General features: G+C 46.6%; 13 protein-coding genes and 6 tRNA genes. 5 read left to right on the top strand and 14 right to left on the bottom strand.

Annotated elements, in window-relative coordinates; genetic code table 11:
* Positions 1 to 110 precede the first annotated feature (110 nt).
* Positions 111 to 1,412 carry an NCS2 family permease gene (locus BLQ32_RS08985; protein ID WP_036807847.1) on the top strand — a complete coding sequence of 434 codons (1,302 nt, stop codon included), beginning with the start codon at positions 111 to 113 and terminating at the stop codon, positions 1,410 to 1,412.
* 29 nt (positions 1,413 to 1,441) lie between these two features.
* On the opposite strand, the gene BLQ32_RS08980 is transcribed toward BLQ32_RS08985, so the two are convergent.
* From BLQ32_RS08980 to queG, 3 genes are all read right to left on the bottom strand, one after another.
* Positions 1,442 to 1,750 (bottom strand): hypothetical protein, encoded by a 309-nt coding sequence (locus tag BLQ32_RS08980; RefSeq protein WP_036807857.1) that lies wholly within the window; start codon positions 1,748 to 1,750, stop codon positions 1,442 to 1,444.
* Between the two features lie 354 nt (positions 1,751 to 2,104).
* Positions 2,105 to 2,578, bottom strand: a complete 474-nt coding sequence (gene trmL, locus BLQ32_RS08975) for a tRNA (uridine(34)/cytosine(34)/5-carboxymethylaminomethyluridine(34)-2'-O)-methyltransferase TrmL (RefSeq protein WP_036807855.1) — start codon at positions 2,576 to 2,578, stop codon at positions 2,105 to 2,107.
* A 9-nt stretch (positions 2,579 to 2,587) separates the two neighbouring features.
* On the bottom strand, positions 2,588 to 3,733 hold the full coding sequence (gene queG / locus BLQ32_RS08970) for a tRNA epoxyqueuosine(34) reductase QueG (protein ID WP_074510089.1): 1,146 nt from the start codon (positions 3,731 to 3,733) through the stop codon (positions 2,588 to 2,590).
* Between the two features lie 67 nt (positions 3,734 to 3,800).
* On the opposite strand from queG, the gene BLQ32_RS08965 reads away from it, so the two are divergent.
* On the top strand, positions 3,801 to 4,463 hold the full coding sequence (locus BLQ32_RS08965; RefSeq protein WP_074510088.1) for a B3/B4 domain-containing protein: 663 nt from the start codon (positions 3,801 to 3,803) through the stop codon (positions 4,461 to 4,463).
* A 78-nt stretch (positions 4,464 to 4,541) separates the two neighbouring features.
* Positions 4,542 to 5,585, top strand: coding sequence for a C45 family autoproteolytic acyltransferase/hydrolase (locus tag BLQ32_RS08960; RefSeq protein WP_074510087.1), 1,044 nt, complete (start codon positions 4,542 to 4,544; stop codon positions 5,583 to 5,585).
* Positions 5,586 to 5,798: 213 nt separating this feature from the next.
* Here BLQ32_RS08960 and BLQ32_RS08955 read toward each other — a convergent pair whose 3' ends face one another.
* Positions 5,799 to 6,857, bottom strand: a complete 1,059-nt coding sequence (locus BLQ32_RS08955) for a C45 family autoproteolytic acyltransferase/hydrolase (RefSeq protein WP_074510086.1) — start codon at positions 6,855 to 6,857, stop codon at positions 5,799 to 5,801.
* Positions 6,858 to 6,963: 106 nt separating this feature from the next.
* Between BLQ32_RS08955 and BLQ32_RS08950 the strand changes: the two genes are divergently transcribed.
* The gene (locus BLQ32_RS08950) at positions 6,964 to 7,935 is read left to right on the top strand and encodes an ATP-binding protein (protein ID WP_074510085.1); all 972 of its coding nucleotides are present in this window, start codon (positions 6,964 to 6,966) and stop codon (positions 7,933 to 7,935) included.
* Positions 7,936 to 7,948: 13 nt separating this feature from the next.
* On the opposite strand, the gene BLQ32_RS08945 is transcribed toward BLQ32_RS08950, so the two are convergent.
* The gene (locus BLQ32_RS08945) at positions 7,949 to 8,578 is read right to left on the bottom strand and encodes an FAD-dependent oxidoreductase (protein WP_074510084.1); all 630 of its coding nucleotides are present in this window, start codon (positions 8,576 to 8,578) and stop codon (positions 7,949 to 7,951) included.
* Between the two features lie 32 nt (positions 8,579 to 8,610).
* A complete protein-coding gene (locus BLQ32_RS08940) occupies positions 8,611 to 8,991 on the bottom strand; it encodes a VOC family protein (protein WP_074510083.1) in 381 nt (126 codons plus the stop codon).
* Between the two features lie 288 nt (positions 8,992 to 9,279).
* On the opposite strand from BLQ32_RS08940, the gene BLQ32_RS08935 reads away from it, so the two are divergent.
* The gene (locus BLQ32_RS08935; RefSeq protein ID WP_074510082.1) at positions 9,280 to 9,819 is read left to right on the top strand and encodes a hypothetical protein; all 540 of its coding nucleotides are present in this window, start codon (positions 9,280 to 9,282) and stop codon (positions 9,817 to 9,819) included.
* Between the two features lie 73 nt (positions 9,820 to 9,892).
* Here BLQ32_RS08935 and BLQ32_RS08930 read toward each other — a convergent pair.
* The 8 genes from BLQ32_RS08930 to BLQ32_RS08895 form a co-directional block, all read right to left on the bottom strand.
* Positions 9,893 to 9,976: transfer RNA gene (locus tag BLQ32_RS08930), tRNA-Leu, on the bottom strand.
* Between the two features lie 114 nt (positions 9,977 to 10,090).
* A complete protein-coding gene (locus tag BLQ32_RS08925) occupies positions 10,091 to 11,089 on the bottom strand; it encodes an inorganic phosphate transporter (RefSeq protein ID WP_074510081.1) in 999 nt (332 codons plus the stop codon).
* A 15-nt stretch (positions 11,090 to 11,104) separates the two neighbouring features.
* Positions 11,105 to 11,722: a DUF47 domain-containing protein gene (locus BLQ32_RS08920; RefSeq protein WP_053166649.1), complete on the bottom strand. Its 618-nt coding sequence runs from the start codon at positions 11,720 to 11,722 to the stop codon at positions 11,105 to 11,107.
* Between the two features lie 1,011 nt (positions 11,723 to 12,733).
* Positions 12,734 to 12,817, bottom strand: a tRNA-Leu gene (locus tag BLQ32_RS08915).
* A gap of 9 nt (positions 12,818 to 12,826) precedes the next feature.
* Positions 12,827 to 12,900, bottom strand: a tRNA-Cys gene (locus BLQ32_RS08910).
* An 8-nt stretch (positions 12,901 to 12,908) separates the two neighbouring features.
* Positions 12,909 to 12,983, bottom strand: a tRNA-Gly gene (locus BLQ32_RS08905).
* Between the two features lie 5 nt (positions 12,984 to 12,988).
* Positions 12,989 to 13,060 (bottom strand) — tRNA-Gln (locus BLQ32_RS08900).
* Between the two features lie 9 nt (positions 13,061 to 13,069).
* Positions 13,070 to 13,145: transfer RNA gene (locus BLQ32_RS08895), tRNA-His, on the bottom strand.
* Positions 13,146 to 13,148: the final 3 nt, after the last annotated feature.

Here is a 13,148-nt window from a genome sequence, read left to right as displayed (position 1 = left end):
ATTTCGACTGCCGGGCCTTTTTTTATAAAAACCGCTTGCTTTCTTGAACAAAAGCGAATAATATAGTAAACGTTGTTTAAAATGTTCGTGTTTTAGGAGGAGTAACACCCATGTTTCAGTTAAAAGAAAATGGCACTACTGTAAAAACAGAAATTCTTGCCGGCATGACGACTTTTTTGACGATGGCTTACGTTGTGATTGTCAATCCGGTCATTTTAAGTGCAGCCGGCGTCCCTTTTGACCAAGTCTTTATGGCGACCATCATCGCTGCCGCAATCGGCACCTTATGGATGGCGCTGTTCGCCAATTACCCGATTGCCATCGCACCCGGCATGGGATTGAATGCTTATTTCACTTCATTGGTCCTTGGATCCAACGGAGCCATTGATTACGTCACCGCTTTTTCAGCCGTGTTTATCGCCGGCTTGATTTTTGTCCTTTTGTCTTTAACGCGCCTACGCAAAATTTTGATCCAGGCGATTCCGGAAAACTTGAAACACGCCATTACTGCCGGCATCGGTTTGTTTATCGCCTTTATCGGCCTTCGACTCAGCAATTTAATTGTAGCCAATGAAGCCAACTTAGTCGGCCTTGGCGACTTGACTTCGCCGCCGGTCGTACTGACTTTGGTGGGTTTGGTAGTCACGTTGATTTTTATGTCCTTAAATATCCACGGCGGTATTTTCTACGGCATGATCGTAACCGGCATTATTGCGCTCGTTACGGGCCAATTGAAATTCGAAGGGGCGCTGCTCCAGCTGCCTTCCCTGCCTGAAGGCATTCTCGTCTGGAATCCGGTCGAAGCCGTTCAGTTGGTTATTGAATATGGATTATACGGTGTGGTCTTCTCTTTCCTGCTGGTTACGCTCTTTGATACGACCGGCACCATGGTCGGCGTTGCGAAACAAGCGGGTCTAATGAAGAATAATGATATGCCGCGCATGCGCCAGGCCTTGCTCGCTGATTCTTTTGCAGCGACAGCCGGTGCAATGGTCGGCACCAGCCCAACGACTGCCTATGTAGAATCGACAGCCGGTGTAGCCGCTGGCGGGCGTACAGGTTTAACTTCTCTGACAGTTGCCATCCTGTTTATCATTGCCGCTTTTTTCGGGCCTTTCGTTTCTGCCCTCTCCAATGTGGCAGCCATCACGGCTCCTGCACTGATCATTGTCGGCAGTCTCATGATCGGCTCTGTCAAACAGATTGAATGGGAGAAGTTTGACGAAGCTTTCCCGGCTTTTCTCGTCGTTCTGATGATGCCGCTGACTTCCAGCATCGCGACCGGCATTGCCCTTGGCTTTATCACATACCCATTAATGAAAATCTTTATCGGCAAAGCCAAAACGGTCCATCCGATTCTTTATGTATTTGCGGTCTTGTTCACCATCCAAATCATCATTGCGCCGCATTAAATAGAAAAAACCGCCGTTTGGCGGTTTTTTTATATTCTAGCTCGCGTTCCAAATCCAGCGACCATAGCGGAGACGATCAACACAAAAGCGGTCAATAAGTGAAGCGCCCAACCGATTAGCGGAATCCATGCCAAGACGCTGGTAATGATCCCGAGAATCGAACCGCTTTTTGGCGAGTATTCACGGAAGCAGAAGAACAGGGTGATCGCATGGAGCACAAACATCACACCAAGCGCGGTATAGCCTGTTGATATGACGAAACTCCCTCCTATAAATGGAATAGCCAACGCTGCTTCTGCAAGACCGGTAATCCATAATAAAGCGACTGAAATTTTCATTTTCATCCTTTTCACCTCTTTAAACCTTATTTACCTATTATACGAATGACACCCACAGAGGTTTCATTTTTATCAACATTCCCAAAAACTTACGAAAGGCGCATTGAAATTTGTACAGAAAATCTACACATTTCAATTCGCCATTCTGTTTCATTTTTCCCGTGATTACGCTATACTAAACACAGTTGCAAATTTCAAGGAGGTCATTACGTATGAACTTAATCCTAATCCTAGGTATTTGTGTAGCGTTCTTGTTAGCTATCTTCACTGCTGGCTTCGATGACAAACCAGGTACTACCGAGAAGAAATAATGCAAAAGGACAGCCATTGGCTGTCCTTTTTTCATGCCTGCAATTAAGTTAAATCCGGGAAATCCTGCTGGCGCAGGGCCTCGTACATCAGAATTGCTGCCGTATTGGACAGATTCAGTGAACGGATATGCTCATTCATCGGAATGCGCAGGCAATGGTCCAGGTTTTGTTCAATCAATTCTTTCGGCAAGCCTTTCGTTTCCTGTCCGAAAACGAAGAAATGGTCTTTTTCCCGGTCCGAGAAATCGAAGGTCGAATAGGTTTTTGTGCCAAATTTCGTGATGTAATAGAACTCGCCTTCTTTGTACCGGTCGAACAATTCCTGCAAAGAGTCGTAATAGCTCAAGTCGACATGCTCCCAGTAATCCAGACCGGCACGCTTCAACATTTTGTCATCTGTTGAAAAGCCAAGCGGACGGATCAAATGGAGCTTCACTCCCGTCCCTGCACATGAACGTGCAATATTTCCGGTATTCGCTGGAATCAGCGGTTGGTACAAAACAATGTGTATAGCCAAATCTTTCACTTATCCTTTCAATTCTTCGGCGAAAAATGCCAATCCTTTTTGAATTTCTGCGAGTGTGTCTTCATCCTGCTCAGTGTGCTGCGCCTGTTTGAGCGCTTGCAGCCCTTCTTCTGTGCCGATTTTGCCTAGGGCCCAAGCCGCTGTCCCCCGGATGACCGGCCGGTCGTCTTTTATCAACAGCTCAATTAATGCCGGTACGGCGCTTTCTTCTTTAAAATGGGCCAACGCCAAAATGGCATTTCGCTGAATCGGCTTTTTGCCTCTCCAGGAACCCGAGACGTAACCGAACTTGCTCTTGAATTCCCGGTTGGAAATCGTCAACAGCGGTTCCAAAAGCGGTTTTGCAATTTCGGGATCCGGCTCGAATTCCGGATGGATCCCATTGGCTTTGCGTTTGTTTTTCGGGCAGACCGTCTGGCATGTGTCACAGCCATAAAGCCGGTTGCCGATCACCGTCCGGAACTCATCCGGCAGAAAGCCTTTTGTCTGCGTCAGAAAAGAAATGCAGCGCTGGGCATTCAACTGGCCGCCTTCCACAATCGCACCGGTCGGGCAAACGTCGATGCACAAACGGCAGTCTCCGCACTGGTCTTCCATTGCTTCATCAAAACGGAACGGAATATTGGTGATCATTTCGCCAAGGTAGACATACGAACCAAACTCCGGCGTGATAATCGATGTATTCTTTGCACTCCAGCCGATTCCCGCCCGTTCCGCCACTGCCCGGTCGGACAGCTCGCCTGTGTCGACCATGGAACGCATGCGGGCGTCCGGATAATGGGCAGCGATGAACGCTTCTAAGAGCGTCAAGCGCTCACGAAGCGCGGCATGGTAATCTTTCCCCCACGAAGAGCGCGAAAAGATGCCGCGCCGCGCGCCCTTCACCCCTTGAGGCGCATCTTTCATTTTGGAAGGGTAGGCGATGGCAATGGCGATGATGCTCACTGCTTCATCCAGCAAAAGAGCGGGGCGCGTCCGCTTATCGATATCCGGTTCTTCAAAGCCGGATTGGTAGTTTAATTGCTGCTGGCGGATCAGCCGGTGCCGCAGGTTATAAAAAGGTTCAGCCGAAGCAAAACCGATTTTATCAATTCCGATTTCCGAGGCATACGCAACAAGGTCTTTTTGGAATTGATCCAGATTCATCTTGTAACCCCTCATTCTTATTATATGATACGATAAGCCTAATCCATCATCTGAAAGGAAGATTGCCATGGAACTGTCAATCCATCCATCAATTATTGAAATCCTTCCTGACTTTAAAATAGGAACTATTCATTATAACAATATCACCGTTTCCGAGTCACCTCAAATGTTAAAAGGCCGGCTCCAGCTTTTCCAGGAACAGCTGTATTTTGATCTGGAAGAAAAAGAACTCACCGACTTTCCCGGCCTTCTGGAATGGCAGCTGATCTGGAAAGCGCTCGGCGCTGACCCGAGCCGTTATCGCCCCTCTGCAGAAGCACTGTACCGCCGCATCAAAAAACAAAACTACCTCCAGTCCATCCACTCGGCTGTCGACATGAACAGCTTTCTATCACTGCAATACGAAATACCGCTCGGCTTATATGATGCGGACAAAATCGAAGGGGATGTGGAGATTGCCACCGGCACCTCCCAGGACCAGTTTGAAGGCCTGAATAACCGGGTGAACACCTTAACGAACATTCTCGTTTCAAAAGACGCACAAGGCGCCTTCGGCAGCCCTTATGTCGATTCCAAACGGACCGCTGTGACAGAAGCTACGAAAAATGCCTTACATATCTTTTACCTGCGCCCTTCCATGGAGAAGGACACCGCCTTGCAGCTGCTGACAGCGGCTTCCAATATGTTCACAGGCATCAACGGTGGAGAAGCGGAAATACAGGTCGTCTGACTTCTTAAGCATATTCTTTTCTATTTCGCGCAGGATGCAGTAAAATCTTGTTAATCCGAGAGAAAAGAAGGTCTTCAAGTGAAACGAGTGCATAGTGATATTATCCAATTCCGTGGAAGCCATTATGATTTCGGTTTTATGCAAGGCGAGCGGCTGAAAGATTCAATTCTGCTGCCAAACCGCCGCAAACAAAGAAATTCATCAAGCAAAAGTTTATTGATAAATGAACAGCAAGCGACAGAAATGCTTCAATCGTTCGCTCCAAAAATTTGGGAGGAAATCACCGGCCTGGCCGATAGCCTCGAATGGGATCTGCACGATGCCATCCGCGAGTTCGGCGGCTATTATTTGGAATACGTGCGCAGCGGCTGCTCCATCTTCACCGGCTCCGATTTCATGGTCCGCAATTACGACAGCGCGCCTCAAGGCTATGAGGGCCGATTTGCGCTGTACCAGCCGACTGATGGCGGATATGCCACAATCGGGCCGACCATGCAGATCACCGGGCGGACTGACGGTCTGAATGAAAAAGGCTTGGCGATGGGCTACAACTTTATCAACCGCCGCAATTCGGAAGACGGCTTTATCTGCAACATGATCGGCCGGCTGATTTTAGAGAATTGCGCTTCCATTGAAGAAGCCATCGATTTGCTGAAGGACATTCCGCACCGCCGGTCATTCAGCTATGTGTTGCTGGACCGCACCGGAAAATCGGTTGTCGTGGAAGCTTCACCGCGTTCGGTGGTCGTCCGCGAGTCGTCGGTATCCACCAATCACTTTGAATTGCTGACAGAAGAAAACCGCTACCAGACCGATGATTCACGCCGCCGGGAAGAAACCATGCTCGCTTACCAGAACATGGCGGATGCCTACAGCGCGTTCCGTCTGCTCAACGACTCCGACCAGGGCGTCTTCTCAAAGAAATACACGACCGCCTCCGGCACCTTGCATACGGCCTCTTACTTCCCGCATAGCCTGGAAGTCGGCTTTGCAATCGGTCCGGACCGCTTGCCGCTGATGTTTGATTTCGGCCGCTGGCTCCAGGGAGAACGCTTGTATGCCAAGCGGATCAACGGAAAAATCGATACCCATCTGCCCTTTGTCCATATGGCGGAAATGTAAAAAAGGAGTTGTCCCCAAAATAATTTGGGACAACTCCTTTTTTAGTTATCAAAACACTTGTCGGGGCTAAACAGATGCTTGCGCTTTTCTTATTGTCCAGACTCCAGCATCTAGCCCCTCGAGCCGCTTCTGCCTTGCCAGCCATGGCAAAGGACGCCATTTCCAGCAAGTCCTCCAGCGCTTGTCGGGGCTAAACAGATGCTTTCGCTTTTCTTATTTATAAGCGTAGTTCTTTTCCAGATGGGCAAAGCCTATGTCTGTATCAATTTCACCATGAACTTTCTGTTCTTCAAAATTTTGCCCCTCCAGCCACTCCCCGAAATCAAAAACAGCCGGCTTCTGGTTGCCGCCAATCGAAAACCAGACTTGTTTGTCTTTCGGCAAATAAACAGAAGTATGGATGGTCCCTGCCCAGCTCTTGTAATCTGATGAAAACACGCCTTTGTCCATGTCATTGAACAGCCGGTATGCTTTATACGCATCGGTTGTTTCTTTAGGTTGAGACACAATTGTTTCAAGTCGCTGATGGGAGTCTTTTAAATAGTTGCGGTTTTCATGTGCCTGGATTTCAAAATGATTGGTGCAAACGTTCGTTTTGCGCACGTCGACTGCTCTCGGGCTTGCTTCGATTACAAAAGTCTCTCCACTGAGATCCGTTACGACGTAACTGAATGAGCCTCTGTGAGGAACCGCTTTTACCAGCTCTACGGCTTCTTGCACGGTGGCACACGTCTCCAAAATGATGCGGCCGATCATGTAACAAACAAAACCGTCTCCCGGCTTTTTTCGGTGTGTGAAATTATAGCCCATTGCCAGGCCTTTCTCGTTCATGCCATCCATCCGCCCAATAATGCGCGAAGTCGGTCCAATCATGGCATAGCCGCCGTCTGTCGGCTGAAATACACTGAAGCGCCCTTCGTAAGTCTGTGGATGGAAATCGTAATTGCGCACCATGAAGTCCTCTCCTGTAACGATTGAACACCCTGAAGGCATGGCATCAATCCGGTAGCCGCCAAAGTCGCGCAAGACTTCCTCCATCGGCAGATCCAGGCTGTCCCGCAAACCGTTCAACTCCTGCCAAATTCCCGGCGCAAATTGTTCAAAGGCAGTTGCGGTTTCTTCCACATTGATTTGAAACCGCGGTCTTTTGACTTTCCATTGCTTTCTGCGGTTTTCAAGTGTAATAGAGTCTTTCAATAGTTCCCCCTGCATCCAGCCGAAATCATAATGGTTCCCCCGAAACTGCAGGATATCGCTATGTATGTGTTTCATGAATGCCCTCCTCTGTCCCTATACTATTAAATCCATCCAATATTCAGTTATTATAACAACTAAGCAATGTATTTTGACAGAGAAACGGGTTGAGAGGAGTGCTGGGATGGCACGGCTAAAAATACTCATTGGCCTTCCAGGCAGCGGAAAATCGACGTTTGCTGCGAAAATCATTGAGACAGAACCCGGGTGGATTCACTTGTCGTCGGACCGGATTGCCTATGAAAGGTTTGATGTGGTGGAACCGATTGACCACCGTACAGTTTTCGAAGAACTATACCAGCAGACCGCCGCTTTCCTCATAGCCGGCCGCGACGTCATTTACGATGCCACCAACATAGCTTCTTCAAGACGGAAAAGCCTCCTGAATCGCCTTCGGAAAATGGAAGCCGAAACAGAAGCAGTCCTGTTCTTCACACCACTTGAAGTGCTGAAACAGCGCAACCGGATGCGACATGACCGGGAACGGGTGCCCGAAGCGATTCTGGAACGCTACATCCGGGCTCTGCAGTTTCCGAGAAAAGATGAGAAATTGGATAAAATCACCCTTGTTTCCGGGTTTACGCCTTCTGCAACTTCTTCACAAGCCCAAAGCCTCCGGCAGCTGATCGGGTCTGAAACCGCCACATTCGAAGATATCCTCGCCCTCTACAAATCGTTTGAAGAATCAAATGCACTCACCACTCTTCCTGAAATGGAAGCCGTCGCTTACCGTTCCTATAAACTGTTTAAACAGGTTCAACTGGATGTCCTGAACCACCGAGAACGCGCTCTTCTTTCCTGGGCAATGCTTCTCCATGGGATTGGCAAGCCCCATGTCCGGAAACCTGTGCCTATTGAACAGGACAACTTCTATGGCTATGAGCATGTTTCCATGTACTTGGCTTATCCGATTCTTTCTGCTCTGCAATACCCAGAACCGTTCATCTTCGATGTGCTTCTGCTAATTGACGAACATAGAGAAGCCCCAGTGATGAAAAGAGGGAAAATCAGGCGCAGAATCGGAGAAGAAAATTTTCAGCGGCTCGAGTATTTATTGGAAAAGCTTAGTCTTTTAACAGAGCAGAATCCGCGTTAAGTGTAATGTTCTGCTACTTCTCAAATCTATGGATTGAAAACGGCCGGATATCCAGAACCGATTCCCGGTCTCCTGTTACTAATTCGCTTAAAATTTCCCCAACCGCACTGTTGAATTTAAATCCGTGGCCCGAGAAGCCACAAGCCAGAACAATATGTGGGTAATCCGGATGTTGATCGATAATAAAATCTCCGTCCGGTGTGTTTGTATAGGTACATGTCTTGCCCGAATGGTGTTTCCCTACTTTCGGCAGGCAGCGTTCTGCAAAACCGGCCACATCCTGTTGATCTTGTTCGTAAGTTCCAAAAGCCTCGGGCGGCTTCTGCATATCGCGAAGACGCCCTCCATCATGCCTGCCGATTTTTACGCCTGTCCCATTGATGCTCGGAAAACCATAGTACATTTCAGCCGGCAATTCAAATAGATAGGCAGGAAAACCTGCGGCAGAATAAATTCTTTCATCCGTTTCAAACCATGAGAAAGAGGTCCTTAATTCTTCCAAAGGCAAGCTTAAACCAATCATAGGAAGCAATTTCCTGGCAGCTGCTCCCGGCGTGGCAATCAACGAATCAGCAGTAAAGCTTTCCGCCCCTGCTGCCATTCCCATGGAACCGACGCCAACAATGATTACGTCATAGTCCATTCAATGACCTCCCGCAATTTTTTCCGTATGCCTTACTGGTAGTTCGAAATCTCGATGAGGTTGCCGTCCGGATCTCTTATATAGACAGATGCAAGGGGGCCTGTTGCTCCGGTTCTTTGGACTGGCCCTTCTTCGACTTTAACTTTGAGGCGCTCCAAATGCCCTGCCACTTCATGAAGCGGCGTTTCCGTGATGAAACAAAGGTCCGCACTGCCGGGCATAGGCGTTTTTGCTTTCGGCTCAAATTCTTTGCCTTTTTCATGCAGATTGATTTTTTGGTTTCCAAACTTCAAAGCTTTTCTATTGCCGCCAAATGTATGGATGTCCATTCCTAAAATCCCGTGGTAGAATTCACAAGTGCGATCAATATTGCTGACCGTTAAAACCAGATGATCCAGCCGGTCGATTTTCATTTGCCGCAGCCCCTTTCACTTAAGTTTCTTAATTCAACTTCTCTCCGGTTCAACCCTTTAAATAGCAAAAAGAAACATGGCTGGCGTATCAATTGACCAAGCCCCCTTTATGTTTACTCCCATTTGTTCTGTTAAACTCACATAAAAAAGGAATTTAATTATCGTGTAAAATATTCTGAATATTTTATAAAATTGTCTTGCAATTCAAATCATCAGGTATATAATGTAGGTGAATTGAATATCAATTTCTTGATACATATATTAAATATTTATCAAGGAGGAAGTAACATGAAAAAGTTTCTCGTCGCCATCATGGTCGCGTTTCTTAGCCTGTCTGCCATGTCATCAGTCAGTGCACACCCACACCATCACGACAACGGTGGCGACGACCACGATTACAAGTTCACCGTGAAAAAGGAGCTGACCATCAGCAAAAGAGCGCTTAAAAAGTACCGGGACATCGATGTTGCATTGGATGAAGGATTTACCGGATTAGTTCCAGGAGCTTGTGTGCCGAATATGGGAATTCACTTGATCAAACCGAGCCGCGCTGACGACGCGAAGCTCCACATCAAACGACCGGAAATCTTGGTTTATGAGCCACTCAAAGACGGCAGCTATAAACTCGTCGCAGCTGAATGGTATGTGCCAGCAGAAGAAACAGATAAAACACCTGTATTATTCAGAGAGAAATTCCAAGGCCCAATGGATAACCACGACGGCTCTAAAGGACAGCATTACGACTTGCACGCATGGCTCTTCAAAAAGAACCCCGATGGAATGTTCACACCGGAGAACAAGCGCGTAAGCTGTGAATTTGCCAAATAAAAAAAGCCGATGTTCTGAAAAAATCAGAACATCGGCTTTTTAGTTTCATCGCTTGGCATGGCGATGATGAGTATACCGGCGGTCGGGGTCGAACCGACACTCCCGTGAAGGAACGGGATTTTGAGTCCCGCGCGTCTGCCAATTCCGCCACGCCGGCATGTCAAAAGGACATTAATAAATATAACATATATTATTTAAAACGCCAATAGTTTTTCACAATAATATTAATAAAAGTGGGAACCTTGGCTTTCCAAGGTTCCCACTTTCTATTTTAAAGAAAAATATTAAGAACTAAGTATATGCCTCCAGCTAACAAAGCAGAAATTGGCATCGTAATCAACCACGTGATCAGCATCGTTTTAGCCGTTCCCCATTTAACGCCTTTCAAACGGTGAGAAGCACCGACACCCATGATGGATGATGAAATTACATGTGTTGTACTTACTGGCAAATGAATGAATGTGGCCCCGAAGATGACTGCCGCTCCTGTAAGGTCAGCTGCCACTCCGTTAACCGGGCGGATTTTCATGATCTTGCCGCCAACGGTTTTGATAATTCTCCAGCCGCCGACCGATGTTCCTAGAGCCATGGCAAGAGCACAGATTACTTGCACCCATAACTGAATATCATCAGAACTTTGATAGTTATTTACGATCAAAGCCATAGTGATAATCCCCATCGCTTTTTGCGCATCGTTGGTACCGTGCGAAAAAGATTGCAAAGCCGCTGTCGCAATCTGGATCAAGCGGAAATTGCGGTTCGTCTTCGTCAGGTTATTATTTTTGAACACCACTTTAAAAATGCTGTAAACAATATACCCGACTGCAAAAGCCAATACCGGCGAAAGAATCAACGCTTGAAGAATCTTTAAAAATCCACCGTAATTCAAAGCGGTAAAACCGGCTGCAGCAATTGCGGCTCCGGCGATCGAGCCAATCAAAGCATGAGAAGAGCTGCTTGGAATGCCGTAATACCAAGTAACCAAGTTCCAAACAATAGCAGCCAATAAAGCTGCCAAAATTACAACTGTTCCATTTGTAAGTGTAAATGGATCTACAATATCTTTTGTGATTGTTTTAGCAACGCCGGTAAAAGCCATAGCTCCAACAAAGTTCATGATGGCCGCCAGCATAATCGCATGGCGGGGTTTCAACGCTTTTGTGGAAACTGCCGTGGCGATTGAGTTGGCCGTATCATGAAAGCCGTTGATAAAATCGAAAACTACAGCAAAAACGACAATTAAAACTGTTAATAGCAGCACCATATCCATCGGTCATCTTGCTCCTTAAGCGTTTTTCATAATAATTGATTCGAATGTGTTTGCTACCTTTTGGCAATGGTCTGCAATTTCTTCAAGTTCTTCGTATATCTCTTTGTATTGAATAATGCGAATTGGATCTTTTTCCGTCTGGAATAAGTGCTTGATCGCGTGGCGTCTCGTCACATCACATTGGGATTCGTAATCTTTAATCTTAATCGCATGTTCTCTCATGGCAGGCAATTTCTTAGAAGACATTAAATCTACAGCTGTTTCAATTTCAATCGTGCTCAAGCGAATCGCTTCTACAAACTCAAGCATGAACTCATCCGCATTGATAATCGAATACATTTCAAACATGGAAGCTGTGTGGTCCAAGCCATCAAGCACGTCATCCATCGTCATGGCAAGCGCCAAGATATCTTCACGTTCAATCGGCGTAATAAACGCCTGATTCAAATCCTGGATAATGGTATGGACATAATTGTCCCCTTTGGTTTCGTAATCCTTCATCGTGTTGGAAAATATTTTTAAATCACTGATTTCCCGCAATTTGTAATCTGCGAAATAAGCAGCACTTTCTTTTAAATTTAATGCGATTTCACCCAACAAAACTGCAAACTTATCTTTCTTCTTGAAAGCCATTTTCTTACCTCCGCTATATTCATAAAATAAAATCTAAGCTTTTATATAATATACTATTTAACATCAGTTGCATACTATATTAATAAAATTTACAATCCTGTAATATTGAAAATTTCCACGAAAATAACATACTCCTTTTTTCAAATAAAGTCCAGAAATTTTGACTCTAAATGCTGCGAGAGGGTAACTATTTAACTATTACTTGCTCTTCAGCTACAGTAAGAATGGTCTCTCTTTTTCTAAAGAAGCACTCTCTTATAGAGGATTTGCTTTTGCAGTAATAGCATCGTTCAGCTTTTTCCGGACCCCAATGCCCTCAAATTCCCCTGCCAGCCGAGCTAACTAGCAGCAAAGTTAGCTTAGCTTTTTCACATGCTTTCAGAGCTGTTTTCGGCATAATCTGGCATGCTCTCATTCACCTAACGCGATTCTCCGATGCGATAAGAGACAAATAGAGTACAGGTGGCTGCCATGCTTAACCAGGCCACACAGCAATTTATAAGTTCCTTTTCTTGCGCACAAGACATTCCGTTAAGCCCCTCTTCTAAAGTATGTGCTTTAAACACTCCTGCGCTATCTCTAAGCCACTTCCCCACAATTGATCACAACTCTCTCAGCACGGCTGGATAGCTTCCAGAGTTGGTATTTAGGCTTTACTCTTTAGAGGCGTCTTTATGTACTAAAAAAGCAATACCGGCTGCATGTGCTGCCCCTCAAGCAAATCACTCCTGCTTTATTGCTGCGATCCTCAGATATACAGCATTTCTTAAGGTAGTCTTCTTATTTCAACTATATTCATGTAGCAAGCAATTGCGTTTGTCAAAACAACGACAGTTCAACAAATTTAGTACTTGTAATGTCCAGGATGCCTTTATTCTGCTTTCACCGGCTATCGTCTAACAGGAAATAAAGAACATGGCTTTTCTTTAAAATGAGCAACAAAAAAACTCCCAGTTTTGAAGTAAATCAAAACTGGGAGTTTATAAAGGGCAGGCAGGCCCTTTTAAATGATACCGGCGGTCGGGGTCGAACCGACACTCCCGTGAAGGAACGGGATTTTGAGTCCCGCGCGTCTGCCAATTCCGCCACGCCGGCAAATTATGATGGAGGCGGCAACCGGACTCGAACCGGTGATAAGGGTGTTGCAGACCCATGCCTTACCACTTGGCTATGCCGCCATAACTTTTGGAGCGGAAGACGGGGTTCGAACCCGCGACCTCCACCTTGGCAAGGTGGCGTTCTACCACTGAACTACTTCCGCAAAAGCTGGGGTACCTGGATTCGAACCAGGGCATGACGGGATCAAAACCCGTTGCCTTACCGCTTGGCTATACCCCAATAATTGGATGGGGCGGACGAGGGGAATTGAACCCCCGAGTGCCGGAATCACAATCCGGTGCGTTAACCACTTCGCCACGACCGCCAT

Origin of the sequence: Planococcus glaciei (assembly GCF_900099655.1) — a bacterium.
Classification (GTDB): Bacteria; Bacillota; Bacilli; order Bacillales_A; family Planococcaceae; genus Planococcus; species Planococcus glaciei.
The sequence above is the reverse complement of the archived record's forward strand: the minus strand, read 5'-3'. Positions and strand labels throughout refer to the sequence as shown.